Origin of the sequence: Beijerinckia indica subsp. indica ATCC 9039, assembly GCF_000019845.1 — a bacterium.
Classification (GTDB): domain Bacteria; phylum Pseudomonadota; class Alphaproteobacteria; order Rhizobiales; family Beijerinckiaceae; genus Beijerinckia; species Beijerinckia indica.
In genome coordinates this window covers 31,374-53,687 of sequence record NC_010578.1, presented here as the reverse complement: position 1 = coordinate 53,687, position 22,314 = coordinate 31,374, and the positions used below count along the sequence as shown (strand labels likewise).

At 56.8% G+C, this 22,314-nt stretch carries 13 protein-coding genes and 1 pseudogene; 6 read left to right on the top strand and 8 right to left on the bottom strand.

Annotated features, from left to right (window positions below):
- Positions 1-37: 37 nt before the first annotated feature.
- From BIND_RS19820 to BIND_RS22230, 3 genes are read right to left on the bottom strand one after another with little or no spacing between them, the layout of a single operon-like run.
- A complete protein-coding gene (locus BIND_RS19820) occupies positions 38-961 on the bottom strand; it encodes an SDR family oxidoreductase (RefSeq protein WP_012382824.1) in 924 nt (307 codons plus the stop codon).
- A gap of 38 nt (positions 962-999) precedes the next feature.
- Positions 1,000-1,257: an SDR family oxidoreductase gene (locus tag BIND_RS22235; RefSeq protein WP_050764260.1), complete on the bottom strand. Its 258-nt coding sequence runs from the start codon at positions 1,255-1,257 to the stop codon at positions 1,000-1,002.
- Between the two features lie 7 nt (positions 1,258-1,264).
- Positions 1,265-1,729, bottom strand: coding sequence for an SDR family NAD(P)-dependent oxidoreductase (locus BIND_RS22230; RefSeq protein ID WP_050764259.1), 465 nt, complete (start codon positions 1,727-1,729; stop codon positions 1,265-1,267).
- 90 nt (positions 1,730-1,819) lie between these two features.
- On the opposite strand from BIND_RS22230, the gene BIND_RS19810 reads away from it, so the two are divergent.
- Together BIND_RS19810 and BIND_RS19805 are read left to right on the top strand one after the other, a co-directional pair.
- Entirely contained in the window at positions 1,820-2,434 is a 615-nt protein-coding gene (locus BIND_RS19810; RefSeq protein ID WP_041779143.1) for a TetR/AcrR family transcriptional regulator, read from the top strand.
- Positions 2,435-3,100: 666 nt separating this feature from the next.
- A complete protein-coding gene (locus BIND_RS19805; protein WP_012382822.1) occupies positions 3,101-5,143 on the top strand; it encodes a sigma-54-dependent Fis family transcriptional regulator in 2,043 nt (680 codons plus the stop codon).
- A 153-nt stretch (positions 5,144-5,296) separates the two neighbouring features.
- Here BIND_RS19805 and acmB read toward each other — a convergent pair whose 3' ends face one another.
- From acmB to BIND_RS22415, 5 genes are all read right to left on the bottom strand, one after another.
- On the bottom strand, positions 5,297-6,490 hold the full coding sequence (acmB, locus tag BIND_RS19800; protein WP_012382821.1) for a methyl acetate hydrolase AcmB: 1,194 nt from the start codon (positions 6,488-6,490) through the stop codon (positions 5,297-5,299).
- A gap of 89 nt (positions 6,491-6,579) precedes the next feature.
- The gene (locus BIND_RS19795) at positions 6,580-8,226 is read right to left on the bottom strand and encodes a flavin-containing monooxygenase (protein WP_012382820.1); all 1,647 of its coding nucleotides are present in this window, start codon (positions 8,224-8,226) and stop codon (positions 6,580-6,582) included.
- A gap of 681 nt (positions 8,227-8,907) precedes the next feature.
- A complete protein-coding gene (locus tag BIND_RS19790; RefSeq protein WP_012382819.1) occupies positions 8,908-9,324 on the bottom strand; it encodes a hypothetical protein in 417 nt (138 codons plus the stop codon).
- 13 nt (positions 9,325-9,337) lie between these two features.
- Complete coding sequence (locus BIND_RS22120; RefSeq protein ID WP_012382818.1) at positions 9,338-9,607, bottom strand: hypothetical protein; 270 nt, start codon at positions 9,605-9,607, stop codon at positions 9,338-9,340.
- Positions 9,510-9,767 (bottom strand): helix-turn-helix domain-containing protein, encoded by a 258-nt coding sequence (locus BIND_RS22415; RefSeq protein ID WP_148210840.1) that lies wholly within the window; start codon positions 9,765-9,767, stop codon positions 9,510-9,512. Before BIND_RS22415 ends, BIND_RS22120 begins: the two co-directional genes overlap by 98 nt.
- 1,452 nt (positions 9,768-11,219) lie before the next feature.
- On the opposite strand from BIND_RS22415, the gene BIND_RS19780 reads away from it, so the two are divergent.
- The 4 genes and pseudogenes from BIND_RS19780 (at position 11,220) to BIND_RS19765 (ending at position 22,282) form a co-directional block, all read left to right on the top strand.
- Complete coding sequence (locus tag BIND_RS19780; RefSeq protein ID WP_012382816.1) at positions 11,220-19,244, top strand: type I polyketide synthase; 8,025 nt, start codon at positions 11,220-11,222, stop codon at positions 19,242-19,244.
- A 36-nt stretch (positions 19,245-19,280) separates the two neighbouring features.
- Positions 19,281-20,501 carry a 3-oxoacyl-[acyl-carrier-protein] synthase III C-terminal domain-containing protein gene (locus BIND_RS19775; RefSeq protein ID WP_012382815.1) on the top strand — a complete coding sequence of 407 codons (1,221 nt, stop codon included), beginning with the start codon at positions 19,281-19,283 and terminating at the stop codon, positions 20,499-20,501.
- A 112-nt stretch (positions 20,502-20,613) separates the two neighbouring features.
- A pseudogene (locus BIND_RS19770) lies at positions 20,614-20,850 on the top strand (type III polyketide synthase); the annotation flags it as partial.
- 211 nt (positions 20,851-21,061) lie between these two features.
- Positions 21,062-22,282: a 3-oxoacyl-[acyl-carrier-protein] synthase III C-terminal domain-containing protein gene (locus tag BIND_RS19765; RefSeq protein ID WP_012382814.1), complete on the top strand. Its 1,221-nt coding sequence runs from the start codon at positions 21,062-21,064 to the stop codon at positions 22,280-22,282.
- Positions 22,283-22,314 lie beyond the last annotated feature (32 nt).

The window sequence follows — 22,314 nt, the reverse complement described above, 5'->3', positions numbered from 1 at the left end:
CACGCCGTTAACCATAAAATTGTGCAACAGCTCCTTTTCAGGCCACCCCGAACGATGCGATGATCTCCTCGGTCCGGCCCCAGAGCCGTCGTGCGAGGCCGGCGTCCCGAGCAAATGCGGAGGATTTCGCGGCGCGACAGTCAGCGAAATAGCGGCCGGAAATACCCTCGAGCGCCGGATGTGCAGCCAGCAGGCAGGTCGTCGCCGCGCCCTGTGGCACGGTCTTGCCGAACATCATGGCGATGGAGACGGCCCAGTCGATCGGCCCTCTCATGTGGCGGTGCAGGCCTGTCGCACCGATCAGCCCGGGATGAAGCGCGTTCGCAGTGATCCCGTCATTCGCCAGACGCCGCGACAGCTCGTTGGCGAACAGGATGTTGGCCAGCTTCGCCTGCCCGTAGAAGCGAAAGCCGCCATAGCTCTTGCCGCCGTCGAGATTGTCGAAGTCTATGCCTTTTCCACGCGGCGCGAAATTATGAGAGTTGCTGGCCACCACCACGATCCGGCCGGCGGAAGAGCGCCGGATCGCGGGAAGCAGGCGCGTCACCAGCAGATGGTGCGCGACATGGTTGACCAGGAACTGCTTCTCGATGCCGTTCACCGTCTCCAGCTTCGGCAGCGCCATGATCGCGGCGTTGGTGATGATGGTGTCGAGCACGACGCCGCTCGCCAAAACCTGATCGGCGGCGCGGGCCACGCTGGCGAGATCGGTGAATTCCGCGCCGATCGCGAGGCCATCGGCCGCGCCGGCGCTCGCCAGCGCCCCGCGCGCCTTCTCTTCATTCCGAGCGACGGCGACGATGCGGGCGCTGCGCGCGGCCAGGACCCGCATTGTTTCCATCCCGATGCCCGAATTGCATCCCGTCAGCAGGATCGTGCGGCCCGACAGGTCCACGCCCTCGGTCACCTGCTCCGCAGTGCTGCGCCTGCCGAAGCCAAGGGCGTCGATGCGATCGGTCATGCGTTCCTCCTTCGTAGGCGCGACGCGCCGCCGCCCGGTCAGAGCTGCGCTTCGCCGCCATCGACGGCATAGTCGGCGCCGGTGACGAAGCTTGCCTCGCTGGACAGCAGGAAGGCGGCGACGGCGGCGGGCTCCTCCACCTTGCCCATGCGTCCGAGCGGATTACTCTGCACGGCATGCTCGATGACGATGTCCAGCATCTCCTTGGGAAAGCCGATCCTCTCGAAGAAGGGCGTTTCGATCGGGCCGGGGCTGACGCTGTTCACCCGGATGCCCTGCGGCGCCAGTCCGCGCACCAGCGATCTATTCCGCGCCCTTGGTCGCGGAATAGATCGCGCCCTGCGGAATGCCCTTGTCTTTGGCGGCCGACGCCGTGACCAGGATCGAGCCGCCCGGACGGATCAGCGGCGCCAGCGCCTGCGCGCCGAAGATCACGCCGCCCACATTGAGGTCCATCAGCGCGTGATAGAACTCGGCGGTGATCGTGCCCAGGGCCGCGCCCTTGCCGATGCCGGCGTTGAGGAATGCGCCATCGATCTCGCCGAACAGCTCCTTCGCCCTGGCGGCAAGCGCGGCGGCGGCGGCGGGGTTAGCCGCGTCATTCTCCAGTACGTGGATGGAATCGCTGCGCGCGGCCGCCAGCTTCTGCGCGTTGGTGCCGGTGACGAGCGCCTGCCCGCCCTCCACCACGATGCGCTGGGCGGTGGCAAGGCCGATGCCGCTGGAGCCGCCGGTGATGACGACCGATTTGCCGGTGAAGCGAGCCATGACGCTTTCTCCTGGAGTGAAGAGTGTGGATATACCAAATATACCGATTAGGTCATTTTAGTCTATATGGTTTTATGCTATGATCGCAGCATGGCTACCATCGCATCCGTCACTGCGTCCGGCTCCAAGGCCGATCAGATCATCGCCGCGACCCGTTCGCTGTTCGTCCGTTACGGCTATCGCCGCACGTCCGTGGACGACATTGCGCGCGAGGCGGGGGTCGCCAAGGCGACCCTCTACCTGCACTTCTCGGGGAAGGAGGAGATGTTCAGGGAGATGATCCGGCGGTTCCAGCTTTTGCAGGAGGAACGCTGCGCCGCGGCGGAGGCGATCGAGACGTCCGTCGAGAACAAGATCGTGGCCCTGATCGACGCGGTCTACGGCACGACTATCGAATGGTTCGAGAATACCGCGCATATCGAAGAACTGAAGTCGGTCGCTCTCCATGAGATCTCCGTGCCGGTCGACGAGCCGGTGCAGGCGTTCCGGCGTCGGCTGACGCGTATGATCAAGGCCGCGGAAGAACGCGGAGAGCTTCGGCTCTCCGCAGTCGGCTCGTCCGCACAGGATGTGGCGCAGGTGCTGCTGTTCGCGGCTTATGGGGCGAAACATGCGGCGCATGCGACACATGCTAGCTTCCACGCGGCGTTGCCGGGGATCGTGCGCCTGATCCTCGTCGGGATGATCCCCGCCGACATTGCCTAGCGGTGCTCCTGCAGTTTGGGGCGAACGGCAGCGGCATACCGCCTGATAAGCCAAGACGGCGTCTTTTCGCCATAAAAAGCGCATGAATCGCCGCGCTTAGCATGGCCAGATAACATCCGATAATATTCAATTATCGGATGTTATTGCCTCCCCCTCGACCCATATCCCATTGCCCTGCCGCAAATCCTCTTTCCACTATTCCAGAGCTGTCGGCCGCGCCCGCCCTGCCCGCGTCGCTCGCTGCACTCACCGAACAGGCACCCGCTAGCTAAGACGGCACGTACCGCCAATAACCTGACGCGCCTATGGCGCGGATTGGCGGCACTTTCACGGGCCTGATCGCCGCCATAGTTTTGAGGCCTTGTTCTTCTGCTCGCAGGGGACGACCTCTATTCTAACGCCTGGGCCGGCGATACGGGCGGCGCGTTCGGTGTCAAGGAACTTAATAAGCTTGGGGACATACAGTGCCCGATACCTAATCTGCCCCCGAGGAGCAATTTTTCGCACGACAGCAGCAAGCCACTCCTATAAATGTCGCCTGAGTATTTTGCTACTGATCGCATTATACTACACAGCAAGGGGCCGCAGAGCCCTGATGGCGACAGACATGCCCAAAAGAGAAACACACGGCGGGCCATGCGTCGCATTCAGTAAAGGAGGAAACGCATGAGCAGAACAGCCATGAACCAGACTTTCTCCGTGCCCGAGAAAGACCCCGATATCATGGCGTCCTGGGAACGTTTCATGAACGGGGACGTTTCGGCAACCAGCAGCCTGCGCGATCTTATCGATCAATCTTGGCGCCGCTGCCACGACGCTGACATTGACCATCGGCGAAATCAAGCACCGCCACCGGTCAAGCAGGATACCCTTCATGCTTTGCGCGATGAATGCGCCGAACTGATCGAGGCCAGCGCACCGGTCATGGCCTCGGCTCGAGACTTTCTCGGTGAAACATCGACCGTCATGGTCCTCACGAATTCCACAGGCCTGATCCTCAGCCAGGAAGGCGATGTATCCTTGCGCGGGGCCGCGGAGAATGTGCATCTTCTGCCCGGTGCGAACTGGAGCGAGTTCACATGCGGTACCAACGCAATAGGCACCGCGATTGAGATCGGCAGGCCAATCCAGATTCACTCCAACGAACATTATTGTTCTGGGATCAAGCGTTGGTCGTGCTCTGCAAGTATCATAAAAAATCCTTGCGATGGATCAACCCTCGGTGTGATCGACGTATCCGGCCTCAGCCATTCTTACAGCCGACATAGTCTCGCACTCGTCGTGGCAACGGCTGGCCGCATCGAAAGCCGTATCGCGCAGATGGAAATGGATCTTCGCTATCGCCTCCTCGAGGGCTGCATGGATCGTCTCACAGCTCATTCCACAGATGGCATAGTCGTCTTGGACCGGCATGGCCGCGCGATCAAAGCCAATACGCATGCAGCGGTTATGTTGGCTGATCTCGGCGCACCACAATCCCTGACGAGGAATAATCTGTTCTCTCTCACACTTGATTGGAGACGAGGACACGATCTCCCAGAACATTTGCCGCCGTGGATACAAAAGGAATGGTTGACGCCAATGAACGCTGGCGGCAAGCGTCTGGGAGTCATTCTGACAATTCCCAACCGTCAAGGAGCATCGGCTAAGCTCGCTCGTGCCAGCACACGCATTGCTCTTCCACCTTCCGAGCCCGAACGGACGCGTATCTTCCCAAAACTCGTTGGACAAGCACCAGCTCTGCTTCTGGCGGCCGCACGAGCGCGTCAGATCGCCAAAAGCAGTGTGCCGGTCCTTCTATTAGGCGAGACCGGGGTCGGCAAGGAAGTCTTTGCGCGCGATCTGCATGAAGCTTCAGCAGTCGGCAAAGGGCCTTTCATCGCGCTCAATTGCGGTGGCCTTTCTCGCGATCTGCTGACCAGTGAGTTGTTTGGCTATGCAGAGGGCTCCTTTACCGGGGCGCGCCGAGGCGGCATGATGGGAAAAATCGAAGCCGCAAATGGCGGCACTTTGTTTCTCGATGAGATCGGAGAATTGCCAACCGACCTTCAGCCCCTTTTTCTGCGTGTATTAGAGGAGCGGGAAATATGTCGCATCGGCGAAGTACAGCCGCGGAAGGTGAATTTCCGGCTTGTTGCCGCGACCAATCGCGACCTGCGTATGGAGACGCAAGCCAGCCGTTTCCGTATGGATCTCTATTACAGGCTTTCGGTCATCAGCATCACCATTCCCCCATTACGTGAAAGGTCTGAAGACATTCCGCTTCTCGCGGAACATTTCACGGCCTTGTTTACGAAACAATATGGCCTCCCTTCTCGCCATATTTCAGCCGATATCATGAATGCGTTGCAGCAACACGATTGGCCTGGCAATATCCGGGAGCTGCGGAATGTGATTGAAGGTATACTCTTGACATCGGCAAACGAGACTTTGACGAAAGCCGACCTGCCGCCCGAGTTTTCAGCGTTGACAAATAAGCTACCGTCAACAGGAAATTCGGACACCTCCTCATCGGCACTGACACCGATCGAGAATGCGGAGCGTGAAACCATTGTCCGAATGCTTCGCACCCATCACGGCAATATGACAGCTGTCGCCCGCGAGTTGGGAATTGCCAAAAGCACTCTTTACGTGAAGATGAAGATCTTTCAGCTTGAAAATATCGCGCATGATCTCCGCGCTTCCAGCGGTAATATAAAGCCTTACTGAGTCTGACTCAGCAAGACTTGACCGCCGTCTCTCATGGATCATGACAAGTCATGATCCATGAGATTTAGTATGTTTTTTATGTGGGGGTGGATCAAAACTTCCAAACATGCTCTAAGGCTTGCTGAGTCAATTATCCCAGCGAGCCCTCTTGTGTCATGCGACATTGCGCTGCTTGAGGCTGGCGTAGAAGGCGCTTTCGAAGTCGAGATAGGCAGAGAAGGAGACTGGATCGGCGAAGGGCAAGATCTGCGTTGCCCAGAACCCTCCAAAACCATTCTTGCGATCTATCCAGTAAAAAAGATTGGCCAGTCCCGCCCAGCCTAGCGCACCGGCTGGTCGCCCTGTTGGCGCCTCTTCATCGTTTACCATGAAGCTAAAGGACCATGATTTCGGTGCGCCTGGAAAGAACTCCGCGTCATTGGAAAGTGCAGGGATGACACCAGGAAGTGGCGATATTTTCTTATCCCCCAGATGGTTCTTTTCGGCCATCCGGACTGTCTCGGCCTTCAGTACACGCCCATGCTCACCTGCACCATCATTGAGCCACATGCGGATGAAACGCATGTAATCGCCAACCGTGCCATAGAGACCATGTCCCCCCATATGCACTTCCGGTTGCGGCGGCAGCTCGAAGTCCATCGGCGTCAACGAGCCATCGCTATTGCGCGCGTGCACGATGGCCAGCTTACTGCGCATCGCATCGGTGAGTTCAAAAGTCGAATTCTGCATCCCCAGCGGATCGAAGATACGCTCCTTGAAGACCTGCCCAAGTCGCTTCCCTGTGATGCCTTCAACGATCTGGCCACACCAATCGATATTGGTTCCATACTCCCATCTTTCGCCAGGATCGAATAGCAGCGGAGTCATAAGTGCTGCTTTCGAAGCGGTGACGACGCTCGGTTGGCCCCTTTCCCTGGCAAGACGATTATAAGTCTCATTGAAGAAATCGTAACCGAATCCACCAGTGTGCAGCATCAACATGCGTGTGGTTATCGATCGTTTGGGTGCGCGCAGTTTCGGCGCACCTGTCTCCTCAAAGCCCTCGATGACCTGAAGCTTGCCGATATCTGGGCTATAATGGCTGGCGGGCGCATCGAGGTCGAGCCTACCCTCCTCAACAAGTTGCAGCACGGCTGTAGCGGTAATCGCCTTGGTGGTGGAAAATAACGCGAAGACGCTATCTGACGTCATGCCGGCATCCCTGTCGAGACGCCGTTTACCAGCCGCACCCTCATAAATGGTATGGTGGCGATCCGTGATCATCGCCACGACACCAGCAACACTTGGCTGCGATGTGACGGCGTTATCAAGGATAACGTCGGCCGAAGTTTTCAATTCTGCAAGCATGGCCATCCTCCCTCTTTGATTGATTATGGAGCGCTCCGCGACTTTCCGCCTCGAAGCGCCTTTCTCAATGGGCCGAATACTTGCTGCCGTCAGCTCATGATGAAGCCACGATAGGCCTCCGCCGCTACCTCATCGCATTTCTGCCGATATGCCCCAACCCCGCCAATGTAAGAGAGAAGCCGACGCGGCTTTCCTTCGACATTCGAGCCCATGTACCAAGAATTCGTCTTGGTCATTAACGTCTTGTTAGCAATATCGTCATGGTGCTTTACCCATTGATCCTCGGCTTCCTTGGTTGTTTCAATGACCTTCAGATTATTATCATGTAGATATTTAATGCAATTGCTGATCCAGTCGACTTGCTGTTGCAAGCATGTCGTCATGTTGCAGAGAGCCGCGGAGGGAGCAAGAGGTGCTCCAGTCGTGAAGAGATTTGGGTATCCGTATATCTGTAGCCCCATATTCGTTCGGATGTCGCGGCTCCAATCCTCTTTCAGAGATCTTGCTCCGCGTCCACGAATATCGATGCGCGTCAGTGCACCGGAGCCTGCGTCGAAGCCCGTGGCCAGGATAATAATATCGAGTGCGTGGACAGTACCATCGGCAGTTTTGATCCCTTCCGGGGTGACGCATTCAATGGGATTGTTTTTGACGCTGACAATTTCAACATTGGGCTGCAGATAGGCTTCAAGATAATTGGTTTCCAACGGAACGCGATGCGTGCCAAAACCGTAATCGCTCGGAATCAGCAGATCACGAAGCTTTGGATCGGTGATCCGCTCCCGCATCTTTTCGCGGACGAATTCCGAGATTTCATCACAAACGCTTTGATCGTAGAACAGCTCGGAAAACGACGCTAACCATAGTTTCAACGAGCCATCATTCCAGATCGTCTCAAGGATTTCCCGGCGTTGCTCAGGCAGCAAATCCGCCCATGCGCCATTCTCGAAACTATATTCGAAGCCGCTGAATGTATGCGGTAGGGTCTTCGCCAGTTCGTGGAATCTGTCCTTGTAGGCCGCTACTTCCTCGTTGCCATATTTCGGATTCCGCATCGCAATGATATATTGCGGGGTGCGCATGAACACCTTCAGATGGCCAACTTTATCAGCGATGGTCTGGATGACCTGGATGCCGGTCGCACCATTACCGATGATCCCGACACGTTTGCCGGAGAAATCGACCGGCTCTTTAGGCCACCGCGCGGTATGAAAGAGCTGTCCTTTGAATGTATCCTGTCCGGCAAAGGTCGATGTGAGGGGCGCAGAGAGCATGCCGCAGCAAGTAATCACAAATTGCGCATCAATCGTCAAACCTGCGTCAGTTTCAAGGATCCATCGCTCTGTGCCCTCATTGAAATGGGCACTCTTGATCGTCGTGTTGAAATAGACATCCTTGCGCAGATCGCATCGGTCGGCAACGTAATTCAACCAGCGCTCGATTTCAGGCTGTGCGGGAAAGCGCTCGCTCCAACTCCAGCCCTTATAAAGGTCCTCGGAGAAGAAATACTGATAGATATAGGCTTCGGAATCGAAACGTGCCCCCGGATAGCGATTCCAATACCAGGTTCCGCCGACATTCGACGCGGTCTCGAACACTTTGACCTTCAGGCCCTGTTCGCGCAAGCGATAGAGCTGATAAAGACCTGCTACGCCGGCACCAATGACAATCGCATCAAGCGTAAGCCGTTCTGACGAGCCGTTTTCCACCTTTTCCATCGTCGCCGAATGAGTCATTTTCGCTCCCTTAATGTGTCTATGACTTTTAAGACATGTACTTCTTTGCGGTGTTCATTCTCTCAAGTTCACGAATGACCACTTTTTCGATAGCGCAGAGAACATGCCACACATTTAGGGCGCACTATAAAATCAATAATAATATGTTTTTATTTGATAATTTTAAATTTTTATAAGTTCATTACAGAAACAACCGTTCGGATTCCGGTTCATTCTACGGTTTATCCGTCCGGTCTTCGGACGCACACAAAGCGACGCCGGAAAAGCGTAAGCTTAAGCTTTATACAGGACAGATATCGTTTGCCGATTTCTATCGTTGTCATGTACAGAGGCCACACCTTCGCCCTTACGTCAGTTGAACAAAGGCGAAGAGGCCAGCGCGTTTCTATCGTCGATCTCGCGCAATGGAGCCAATGTGTTTATACAGAGCAATCAAGCAACATACAGAAGCAGCTTTCCGAATGACGAAGCCGGAGCTTGTATATCTCGCCATAAAAAAGCGCTGGCTCGAGATAGTGCCGCGAGGGTGAATGGATGGCTGTAATGGGTGAAGCTAGCCAAGGGCTCCCGTCAAGCACAACTTGACGGGAGGGCAGCAGAGGGCAATTTGCCATTCAGTTCAGTGATTGCTTCCAAGTCGGGCATGCCACGACGAATGCTCTAGCCATTCACTTCATCTGCTCAAGCAGCGAGACCCCATTTGCCATCCTCGAGCTGGATCTTACCGCTCCCGCGCAGGCGCTGAAGACTCACGGAAACCGTCTGTTTGCCGATCTCACGCTCGGCGCGGATCGCTTCTTCAATCTCCGCACGTGCCAGGGGACCTTGCGTCTCCAACAGAGAGAGAATGGCGTTGGGCGTCGAGCCTTCACGCCCTTGCAGTTTAGCTCCACGACGGCGGCCCACAGGCTGCGTCAATTTTTCCGGCCGCCGCTCCATCTGTTGCCGAGCTGAGACACGGGACTTTCTCGGGCTCGGTTGGCTTACCCCTTCACCAGAAAGTTCGGCAAGGATGCTCTCCACCTGACGCAGTTTCTCCAAGCGCTCTTCGAGGGAGGCAATTTCGGATCGGACCTGGTCGATTGAGGACACGGTCATTTTCTTCTCTTTCTCAAGTCAACGGCTCCACAAGCCATCCTGCTTCCTGTAACCAGAAAAACAGTTTATTCAATGACAATTTAACATAAATTGCGCGTTTGTTTTCAATAACTCGATGATCTTTTTCCAACATCGGCTTTGCGGAGTGCCCCGAAATAGCCACTGGGCCGCTCGGAAAATAATCCTCAGGCTTGGTCGAGAGATAAAGTCCCCGCAGCGCTGCTCCAGCAGCGAGAGAATCCATAGGCGATGAAGATGCGGCCATCGGCACCGCGCTGGCCATAGCTCTTGCCCTCGGCATTGTCCCGGAGCACAAAGATGCCGGCCTTAAACAACGCCAGGTTCGAGGCTTTCACCCGACTGAAACAGGCTCGGAAAGTCCTGCGGGAAAGGCTGAAGGCAAGGGAATGGCCGCAAGCCCTTCTCCCAACCCACGGATGCATCTGCTTGACCACCAGGCAACGAGCTTGAACTCATGCGGCAGCAGAATAGGCTTCAACCATCCTGAAAGATGGCGAGAAAACGCAACGGCTTGGCGCGAGCCTTGCGGCAAGCACACGAAACGATCAGTACGCACGGCCGTCGAGCATAGACAAGCCAGGACTGCGCAGCCCAAAGGGCCGCGCAGTTCGTAAGGGTATACAGGACATAGGTTTTAACACGTGAGAGAACCTGGCCACACAAAGTTGGCCCGAGCACAGTGACGAGTTCCTCCGGCGCGATTTCCGATTGAGCGAAGAAGAACGCACCGTTGTCATCGATGCTGACGGTGATCAGCGGCTTGGTCTACGCTTTCACAGATCAACTGACGCCAATCGCTATTCATGCGCCACGATCATGAGCACAATAAGGGGCCGCATCACGGCGACCCAGCGACGTGACGTTCATATCGCTCGTGGAGAACTTCGTCCCTCTGCTTCAGAGCATCAGACATTCAAGTTAAGTCTTATCTAATACTATTATCTTATTGAAAATACGTTATATTAATCCCTAAAAAGGGGAATCTACTTTCAGATTTGATACTGCAAGCGACGCAAATCCAATCTTGCTCATCGGCAGAGTTTACAACCGTTTCTGGAAGACCATGAATGTGTTGCATCTCTTTAAAGCTACTATAAAATACACGGCCGGGCGCCAGGCCACTTCACAAATCGCCTCTGCATTTTGGCAGATTTTGATGTCATCATTCAGAAGTGACATCGAGCATGGCACCGCATTGATCGCTGCGTGCATGGATAATGGAGTTCACTCTAAATCCGGGTGAAACTCTCGTCGCAGGATCATTTGTCATCTGTCCAGGGAACCGATGACGATAATGGGGATTGGGCACTGTGATACTTGTCATCTTCACCCTGGCCCGCCTTCGAGCCTGGGCGCTACAATTACTATGACTATACCTACGCCATTACCAATACTGGATACATCGCTGTTTTATCTACCATCGCGCATCTGAGAGAGTATCCATTATCCCCGTGGTAGGCACTATACCACAGCACTCCGCATCATTTTTGCGGTCCAAACCCGATGAATACATTGCTGATACTGAGAAAGCCCTTGATCTCACCTGGAACCTAGCGTATCAATAAGGAGATGCGACATTTAGTCGCATATACGCCCACAGTGGAATAGAGCGCATTCGACATTCATAGACGCGCTCCCTTTGGATCGTAATTATTTGTTATGTTTTAGTTTATCCCCGTGCGTCGTGGACATCAGCGCAAAGCTGATCAACAAAATCAGCTGAAATTCCGGCTCGATATCATGAAGCCGAAAATCACAAAATACGAAAACCCAAGACCCAAAAACCGCTAGCGGGCAAAGATGACGCTGCCTTCATCGCGCAGTCAGTTCACCTGAACTGACGCTGTGGGCGTGCGTCCTCAGGGAGTACACGAATGGAAACCATTGTTGCTATTACACCTTGGCATACAATCGATCCACAAATAGCCATTGCAGCCAGCAAGGCAGGCGAACTTGGTATTCTCGATCTGGGATTACAGGATGACGCCGCCGCGATCACTGCGGCACTCCATCAATTACGCAGCATGACCGGTGCAGTTGGGCGTTGGGGAGTACGGTGGGATACATTTGGGGCAGATTCTCGCGGCTTGGACCAGCTCGCGAACAACCTCCAGGGCGAGATACCAGTCCTAGTACTCGCAGGGCTTAAGACCCATGAGGTGCTGAAGCAACTCAAGGCAGCCGAGCGCTTGGCGCAACAGGTTTTCTTGGAGGTTCATGATCAGGATACGGCTCTGGCGGCGCAGGCCGCGGGCTATGCGGGCCTGATTGTAAAAGGTCATGAGGCCGGGGGCCAAGTCGGCAAATCGTCCTCTTTCATCTTGCTGCAGGAATTGCGCGGGCCAATCAAGATTCCTTACTGGATACAGGGCGGAATTAGCATGCATAGTGCCGCTGCGGCGGTTCTAGCCGGCGCCACTGGGGTGGTCCTTGCCGAACAACTTTGGCTGACGCAGGAAGGCCCCTGTTTCTCCCCCGGGCAAAGGGAGCTCTGGAGCCGGCTCGATGGCAGCGAAACGCTCACGATTGGACGCGATGCCGATCTGTTTCGTCTGTCCAATCGGCATGGGCGCGGCAAGTTGCGCGAACTCGAACTGGCTGTTGCGAAAGGCGCCGGCTGGCAGGAACTCCTGCAACGGCAGCTCTCCGATCACATCGATCCCCTCATGCCCGTCGGACAGGACATCGCTTTTGCTGGCGCCTTCGGCCAGCGCTATGTGACGGTCGGCAGTGTCATCATGGCGATGCGCAACGCCATTGATGCGTCCCTGAGCCAGGCCGGAAGCAACAATCACCTGGCACCCGATTCCCCCTTGGCCAAGCTGCATGGGACCCGCTACCCCATCGTGCAAGGGCCCATGACCCGGGTGAGTGATGTTGCCCCCTTCGCCAAGGCCGTGGCCGAAGCAGGCGGCTTGCCCTTTCTCGCCCTCGCGGTGATGCGCGGCCCCCAAGCGCGCGCGCTGCTGGTCAAGGCGAAGGAGCTGATGGGCCAGCGTTCCTGGGGCGTGGGCATATTGGGCTTCATGCCACTCGATCTGCGGCAAGAGCAGATGGAAGCTGTCCGCGAGGTCAAACCTCCCTTTGCCATTATTGCCGGCGGCAGGCCGAGCCAGGCGCGGGAATTGGAAGATCTCAACATTTCCACTTATCTGCACGTGCCTTCTCCGGGCCTCCTGAAGGAATTTCTCAAGGAAGGAGCACGGAAATTCATCTTCGAGGGAAGCGAATGTGGCGGTCACACCGGCCCGCGCACAAGTTTTACCCTGTGGGGCTCAGCGATCGACACTTTGCTCAATGCCGAGATCAAGGATCCTGAATCCGTCCAGGTCTTGTTCGCGGGCGGCATACATAATGCCATGTCGGCCGCCATGGTGTCGGTCATGGCAGCACCGCTCAGCGAGCGCAGAATGAAGATCGGCGTACTGATGGGGACAGCCTATCTGTTTACGCAGGAAGCGGTTCACGCCGGCGCCATTGTGCAGGAGTTTCAGGAGCAGGCCATCGCCTGCGAGGAAACCGCCGTCCTGCAATCGGGTGTCGGCATCTATACCCGCTGCGCCAAAACGAACTTCTGCAATGAGTTCGACGACAAAAGAAACGAGCTGCTGCTCGACACCAAATCCGACGACCAAATCCTCATGGAGCTGGAACTCCTCAACATTGGCCGTCTGCGCATCGCCTCCAAAGGAGTATCTCGCAACGCCAATTCTACGGCCAGCGACGGCACCGACCGCTATACCGGCCTTGATGTAGAGACCCAGCGCCGCGAAGGTCTGTATATGATGGGAGAAGTGGCGCGGTTGCGCAAAGCCAGAGTCAGCATGGCTGAGTTACACAATGATGTCTCCGCGGAGGCAACAGCGGTACTGGCCCAAGCCGCACTCAGACAAGCCGAACACAAACATCCGGCCATGCCCAAACCGCATGAGGACATCGCCATCGTGGGTATGGCGTCCCTGCTGCCCGGGGCGAGTGACCTGCCGAGCTACTGGCAGAATATCATGCTCGCGGTCAATGCGATCCGCGAAGTGCCGGAGTCTCGCTGGCGGGCAGACGATTTTTTCGATCCTAAACGGGGAATCAAGGACAAAGTCTATTCCAGATGGGGCGGCTTCCTCGACGATGTCGCCTTCGATCCGACCCACTACGGCATTCCGCCGGCAAGTCTGCGCTCCATCGAACCCATACAGCTTCTGGCTCTGCATATCGCGAGCAAGGCCCTGGAAGATGCCGGGTTTGATCGCCGGCCTTTCCCACGCGAACGCACCGCTACGATCTTCGCCGCCAGCGGCATGAACGATCTCGGGATGGACTATATCTTCCGGACCCTTTTGACTCATTACTTACCGAAAGTGGAAGGTGTCTCGGAGGACAACCGCAAACGCATTCTCGATTCCCTCTGTGAACACGACTTGCCCAAATGGACCGAAGATTCCTTTCCGGGCATGCTCGCCAATGTGGTCTCGGGGCGTGTGGCCAATCGCCTTGACTTGCGCGGCACCAATTTCACCGTGGACGCCGCTTGTGCCGCCTCCCTTGCCGCGCTCGATACCGGCATCCGCCAGTTGCGCAGCGGCGATGCCGATGTCGCCCTGGTCGGATCGGTCGATGGCGCCAACAATGTTCTCGGGTTCATGACCTTCGCCCAAACCCATGCGCTTTCGCCACGGGGGCGTTGCCGTCCCTTCGATGATAGCGCCGACGGGATTGCTCTTGGCGAGGGTGTCGCCGCGGTGGTGCTGAAACGCCTCACTGACGCCGAACGCGACGGTGACAAGATCTATGCTGTCATCAAGGGCATCGGCAGTTCCAGTGACGGGCACAACCGCAGCCTGACAGCTCCGCATCCTCAAGGCCAGGTCCGCGCGATCGAGCGGGCTTACGCGGATGCAGGCGTGGATCCGGCCAGCGTGACCTTGATTGAAGCGCATGGCACGGGCACCGCGCTCGGTGACAGGTCGGAGATCGAGTCGCTGAACCTCGCCTTTGGGACCGCCAGCACGCAGCATCAATATTGCGCGGTTGGATCGGTGAAATCCATGATCGGGCATACCAAGGTGACCGCTGGCCTGGCCGCCCTGATCAAAGCTAGCCTGGCGCTCAAGCATCGCGTACTGCCCCCAACCCTTGGAGTGGAACGGCCCTCATCGCGGGTCGATTTCCCCAACACACCATTCTATATCAATACTGAAGCCAGGCCGTGGCTCGGCATGCCCGAAGGGCAGCCACGCCGATGCGGCGTCAGCGCCTTCGGCTTCGGGGGCACCAATTTTCATACGGTCCTGGAGGAATATCGCGGCGAATATAGACCCTCGGACAGCCAGGACTTGAACCCGCGCGCCGCCGAGATTTTCGCCTTCGGCCGCGCCAAGCGCCCCGAGGTCGAACAAGCCGTCAGGACCTTATTGCAGGGGCTCGCCCAGCCCGAGCATCTGAACCTCGCCCAGCTCGCCTATGCGGTCCATCTCGATGAGGCCAGGGTTCGGCCGAAGAACGGTGCGCTCACATGCCAGCTCGCCATTGTAGCAAGTTCGGTCGCTGATCTCAAAACCAAGCTAGAGTTCTTCCTGCGCGAATCCAAGGACAAGACCAGCATCAAAGCGCCGCAGGGCATCTATTACCGGGAACAGGAGCACCGCGAAGACAGTGGCGCTGTCTGTATGCTGTTCTCGGGTCAGGGATCGCAACGGATCAACATGTTGCGTGACCTCGTGCTCACACGTCCTGCTAGCTATGCGCTCTTCGAGCGGGCCGACGCCTTGCTCAAAGAAGCCCTGCCACAACCTTTGTCGCGCTATATCTATCCGCTGCCCAGTTTCACCAAGGAGGAGCAGGAACAGCAGCAAAAGGCCCTGAATGATACCCATGTGGCGCAGCCGGCCCTCGGCGTAATTGATTTAACAGCCCTTGATTTCCTCACATCCTTCGGGCTGCGGCCGAATTTCGTGGCTGGTCACAGTTACGGCGAATATGTCGCGCTCTGCGCCGCAGGCGTGATCTCACGCGATGATCTGATCCGGCTCTCCGAAGTGCGCGGCCGCATCGCGGCGCAGACCTCCAAGGCGGAATCCGGGACCATGGCGGCGGTCAATGCCGATGAGGCCCGGGTCGTTGAGGCGATCAATCGCCTTGGATTGGCCGTGAGCGTGGCCAATCTCAATGCCCCCGATCAGACCATTATCGCCGGCTCTGCCGAAGCCATCGATGCGGCGGTCAAGGCCTTGATCCAGGAGTCCCTGCGGATCAAACCGATTGCGGTCACGGCGGCTTTCCATTGCGCCGCCATGGCCGAGGCGCAAGAGGCTCTCGCAGCCGAACTCGCCAAGATCACGTTCCAACGCCCTCAGATCTCACTCTTCAGCAATACCACCGGGAATCGTTATCCCGACGATCCCGGCGAGATCCAGGCCCTGCTCGCACGCCATATCGCCGAGCCTTTGCGTTTCGTGGACGAGATCCAGCATCTCTATGAAGCGGGGGCGCGGGTCTTCATCGAGGCGGGGCCGGGACTCGTGTTGAGCGGGCTCGTGGACCGCATCCTGGGTGACAGACCTCATGTCAGCCTGGGCATTGACGTGCCGGATCGGCCCGGCTGGCTGCAATTCGCCCATCTGCTCGCCCAAGTGTTCTCCCTCGGGCTGCCGATCAATCTGGAGCCCTGGTTCCAGCGGCGCGGGCTGGCGGATACGAATCTGGAACAGACACTCGCGCAAGCCCGCGCAAAGGCGCAGCCGGGCCCCATGGTCTGGCGCGTCAACGGCGGCAAGGCGGTTCCCTGGTATACACCCATCCAGGCCCCTTCCCAGGCATCCACCAAGATACCTACACCGCCCAAAACACCCAGCTTGTCGGCACCCAGCATACACAAGCCCATTAATACACAAGCAGCGCAGGATGGCGCATTGCCAAACGGGCTAGCCCGTCCCGCGATCAATCCGGCCGCTGCCGAGCGAGCGAGCGGGAGCACCGCCGCACCAGCAAGCCAAAATTCCTTTGTCGAGCGTGAGGGGAGACCCGTTGTGTCCAATTACGATCCATCATCGAGAATCGCCGCCAGCCCCCCAGCGGCCTATGCTTTAGGATCTGAATCGCGGTTTACCGAGGTCCAAGGCAGTTTAGCGCAGCTCATCGATTTGCAGCGTACACAGCAAGAGACCCTTAGGCGCTTCTTCGAGTTCCAGGAACATTGGCTCACCGGACAACGTCCGGAGATGACCGCTCCTTCGAATTCGGTGTTGGCGCTAGCCAATGTGCAACCCCTTCCTGCGCAACTTCCTCCTGTCCCAGCCAGGGCACCGGCCGCGACAATAGTCCCCCCGGCTCCCGTGCTGCCGAAATTCGCGGTCGCACCAAGTCCGCATGGAGCTAAACCCACGCAACCCGCTCCAGCCGCTTTCGCTTCCCCCACCCTGAACGCCGTGCCGGCGAGAGCTCCAGCAATGTCTGGAAACGGCAGCGCCAAGGCCAAGAACACGACCGATGCGAAAGCATTCGCGCCAACCGAACAGTTCAAGGCCGATCTTCTGCGCGCGGCATCCGAGCGCACCGGCTATTCCGAGGACATGCTGGACCTCGACGCCCATATGGAAGCTGATCTTGGCATCGATTCCATCAAACGGATCGAGATCTTCAGCAAGCTCAAGGACCAATATCCCTTCATGGAGGGACGTGCCGAGGAGACCGTGTTCGAGGAATTGTCCAGCCTCAAAACCTTGAATGCGGTGATCAACTGGTATGACGGCCTGCGTCAGACCCTGGCAAAACCGGGAGGGGGCGCGGATCCGATAAAAATCCCTCCCCTTGCAGCGTCAGTCTCCTTGCTCGAGACGGCCGCGCCACAGAATTCCGGGGTAGGAACGAACGGCTCTGCGGCGGATCATGTCATCCTGAAGGCCAAGAGCACGACCGATGCTCATGCGACCGGTGAGAAAGCATTCGCGCCAACGGAACAGTTCAAGGCCGATCTCCTGCACGCGGCGGCCGAGCGCACCGGCTATTCCGAGGACATGCTGGACCTCGACGCCCATATGGAAGCTGATCTCGGCATCGATTCCATCAAACGGATCGAGATCTTCAGCAAGCTCAAGGACCAATATCCCTTCATGGAGGGACGTGCCGAGGAGACCGTGTTCGAGGAATTGTCCAGTCTCAAAACCTTGAATGCGGTGATCGACTGGTATGACGGCCTGCATCAGAGCATGGCCATGCCGGAAGGGGCCGATTCCGTAAAAAAATCCCAGACTCCGTCGTCGGTGTCCTTGCCTGAGGCAGCGGAGTCAATCGAGATCATGGCAAGCGCTGACGAAGTGCAGCGTTATACCGTCACCCCCGTGGCGGCCCCACGGGATGGCATGGCCGAGATGAACGGCTTTCCGGCCGATCGGCTGATCCTGTTAGTCGGCGACGTGCCGATCCTGGGGACTGCGTTCCGAGATCGGCTGACAGCCAAGCACTATCACGTCCGGCAGATTGTTTCCGGCACCGACACCCATGTCCTTGATGAGGATCGCATTGAAGTCGATTTCTCTTCACTGGACGGCGTAAGCAAGCTCCGCGCGCTCATTGCTGAGAAGGGACAAAAGGTCGGCGCCCTCTTCAACCTGGCAGGTCTGGGAACAATCGCCGATGCTGCCAACGACCAGCATCTCGAATATGCCCGTCGTTTGTTCCTCCTCCTGAAAGTGCTCGAAACGGACCTCAAGGAAAGTGCTCCGATCGGCGGCGGTTGGTTGATCAATTTGACCGCTTTCGATGGGCAATTCGGCCTGCGGCAGACCCGTGCCTTTCCGGCCCTGCATGCGGGAACCTTGGGAGTGGCCAAGTCAGTGGCCCGGGAATGGCCCGGGATACGGGTGAAATGTATCGATGTGGATCCCGACATCGACCTCCATCATCTGGTCACCGAAGTGCTGCGCGAAGTCGGCAATGACGACCAGACGGTAGAGGTAGGATTCACCCCGAAGGAGCGCTGGAAGCTCGATCTCGGCAAAGGCAGCGCCACCGCCGCGGATCTCTCAACCTTGGACCTGGATTCAAACTCGGTGCTGCTCGTGACCGGGGGAGCCTATGGCATTACCGCCGATGTCACGCAGGCGCTCGCGGAGAAATTCCACCCGCGCCTCGTGCTGGTGGGACGCAGCCCGATGCCCGAGGAGGAAGCCAAGGCGACCCGCGACCTGGTTGAGCCGCAGCAATTGCAGCAATATCTGATCCACGAATTGCGCGCGCAGAACCCGAAGACCACACCAGCTGAGGTCAATCGCGCCCTCAAGCGGATGCTCCGAGACCGACAGATCCGCGCCAATCTCGCGGCGATGCGGGCAGCCGGGGCAGAGGTGGACTATCACACCTTGGACATCCGAGATGGTGAGGCCTTCGGCCGTCTCATCGACGATGTCTATGCACGCTGGGGACGTATCGACGGCGTACTCCATGGCGCCGGCGTGATCGACGACAAGTCGATCCGCGACAAATCCCCGGAATCCTTCGATATCGTGTTCACGACCAAGGTCGTTCCCGCGACGGTCCTGGCCAATAAGCTACGGCCCGAGGGCCTGAAGTTCCTGATGTTCTTCTCTTCCATCGCGGGCCGTTTCGGCAATGCCGGTCAATCCGACTATAGCGCGGCCAATGAGGTCGTGAACAAGCTCGCCGACCGGCTGAGCCATGACTGGCCCCATGTCCATACGATTGCGATCAATTGGGGGCCTTGGGATGGCGGCATGGTGAGCGATGAGCTCCGCAGACTCTATGCCACCAAGAACATCCATCCCATACCAGTAGCAGAAGGAAGGCAGCGTTGCCTTGAGGAACTCGGACGCAGCAATAGCGGCAAGCCCGAGATCGTCGTGGCTGCAAGTCTACAGCAGATCGCCCAACTAGCCTTGCGCCAATAGACCCGCAGGTCAAACGCACCCAAGGAGTAGTCTCATATGCTCAATTACCACCAGCCTGTCTTGGCCGACTTCGTTCCGGTTCAATTGGTCGAACCCACCCCTCAAGCCGTGACATTGGAAATATCGGCTTGGGGCTTCGCCAAGACCTATTGCCGGAATCAGGGCATTACCGAGAAGGAAGGTTTTGACAAGGTCCACAAGGAAATCCGAGAGAAATTCGATAATTACGCCTTGTCACCATCTGTGATCAAACGACGGCAGCTGGTGTTCTTCCCACGTATGAAGGACATTCAGTTCAGCAATGGTGAATTCAGGCTCATGGAGCCCGAGCATGAATACATGCAGCTCTTCGATAGCTATGACAATCTGAACGCCAAGGACATCAAGACCCGCCACGACAGCTACGCCAAGGTCGCCACTGATTGCTTGGAGGAAATGTATGGCGATGAATCCGAAGCCCCCGATGATTTGATCCATGTGACCTGTTCTGGCTATCTCGCACCCAGTCCCGTCGAGCGGATGGTATCCAACAAGAACTGGTTCAACACGACGGTGACGCACAGCTATCACATGGGCTGTTACGGGGCTTTCCCGGCCATCAAGATGGCGCATGGATTCCTGTCCTCCTCGCAATTCGGCGTGACACCGCCCAAGGAGCGCGTGGACATCGTCCACACCGAAGTGCTGTCGGCTCATATCGGTGTCGAGAGTCCCAAGGCTGAGAACATCGTCACCATGACGCTGTTTTCAGACGGCTTCATCAAATATTCCGTGGTCTCCGAGGAGTCCCTGCGCAAGCGCGGTCAGCACGGCTTGAAGATCCTGGCGTTCAACGAGCATGTGCTCCCCAATTCAACCAGTGACATGACCTGGGTACCAGGTTCGACGCGCTTTCACATGACGCTCTCGGTGATGGTGCCTGTGATCATCAAGCAATGGGTCCGACCTTTCGTGGAAGCCTTGCTGCAACAGGTCGGAATCGACTTCGAGCGTGAACGGCGGCACCTCGCTTTCGCCATTCATCCAGGTGGGCCAAAGATCGTTGAACATATTCAAGACGCCCTGGGTCTTGATGATGATCAGGTGGCCATCAGCAAATCCGTCTTCGCCGAGAACGGCAACATGTCCTCGGCAACGGTCCCGCACATCTTCAAGGCGATCGTGGAAGAGCCCGGGATTCCCGTAGGCACACGCATTGTTTGCCTCGGCTTCGGGCCTGGCCTGACAGCCACCGGACTGGTGCTGGAGAAGATATGAGCGTCGCGTAGGACGCAGGCATAGTCATATGGAGCTTCCTGTCACGTTTCCGAAGCAGCCGGGCGCCTGCAACTTATCTTAGTCAAATGAACAGAAGGAGTATCCGGGTGGGCCAAAGATCATCATGCATGGACAAGACGTTCTGAATCTCGACGAGGATCAAGTGGCCATCAGCAAATCCGTCGTCGCCGAGCACGACAACATACCCTCGGCGACGACCCCTTACATCTTCAAGAAAACCATGGAAGAGCCCAGAATCCCAGTGGCACACATCGCAGGCCTCGGCTTCCGGCCTGGCCTGGCCTGGCCTGGCCTGACAGTCACAGGATTGATGCTGGAGAAGATATGAGCACAGACTAGAACATAGGCATAGTTATATTAAGCCTCATGCTGCACATGGGAAGCAGATGAGTGGCGGCAACTTGTAATTATTCACAAGACACTCAAGTATAGCGACAATTTTTTGCCAAATTACTGAAATAATTATTTTAATATATTTACACATGTCGTTTTATATATTGTTTTATGCAATCATATATGCCATAGGGAGGTATAATAGCATGTCGCTTTATAACCAGCCTGTCTTGGCCGATTTCGTTCCGGTTCAATTGGTCGAACCCACCCCTCAAGCCGTGACATTGGAAATATCGGCTTGGGGTTTCGCCAAGACCTATTGCCGGAATCAGGGCATTACCGAGAAGGAAGACTTTGACAAGGTCCACAAGGAAATCCGAGAGAAATTCGATAATTATGCCTTGTCACCATCTGTGATCAAACGACGGCAGCTGGTGTTCTTCCCGCGTATGAAGGACATTCAGTTCAGCAATGGTGAATTCAGGCTCATGGAGCCCGAGCATGAATACATGAAGCTCTTTGATAATTACGAGAGCTTGAACGCCAAGGACATCAAGACCCGTCACGAGAGCTACGCTAAAATCACGGATGACTGCCTGGCGGAAATGTATGGCGATGAATCCGAGGCTCCCGATGATCTAATCCATGTGACCTGTTCTGGCTATCTCGCCCCAAGTCCCGCCGAGAAGCTGGCGGCTGACAAGAACTGGTTCAACACGACGGTGACGCACAGCTATCACATGTGCTGTCACGGGGCTTTCCCGGCCATCAAGATGGCGCATGGATTCCTGTCCTCCTCGCAATCCGGCGTGACACCACCCAAAAAGCGTGTGGACATCGTCCACACCGAAGTGCTGTCGGCTCATATCGGTGTCGAGAATCCTAAAGTAGAGAATATTATCACTTCGACGCTGTTTTCAGACGGCTTCATCAAATATTCCGTGGTCTCCGAGGAATCCCTGCGCAAGCGCGGTCAGCACGGTTTGAAGATCCTGGCGTTCAACGAGCACGTGCTCCCCAATTCAGCCAAGGACATGACCTGGATGCCCGGTTCAACACACTTTCACATGACGCTCTCGGTGATGGTGCCTGTGATCATCAAGCAATGGGTCCGACCTTTCGTGGAAGCCTTGCTGCAACAGGTCGGAATCGACTTCGAGCGTGAACGGCGGCACCTCGCTTTCGCCATTCATCCAGGTGGGCCAAAGATCGTTGAACATATTCAAGACGCCCTGGGTCTTGATGATGATCAGGTGGCCATCAGCAAATCCGTCTTCGCCGAGAACGGCAACATGTCCTCGGCAACGGTCCCGCACATCTTCAAGGCGATCGTGGAAGAGCCCGGGATTCCCGTAGGCACACGCATTGTTTGCCTCGGCTTCGGGCCTGGCCTGACAGCCAGCGGATCAGTGCTGGAGAAGATATGAGCGTTGAATGAAGAGATAATTGTTGAGTAGGG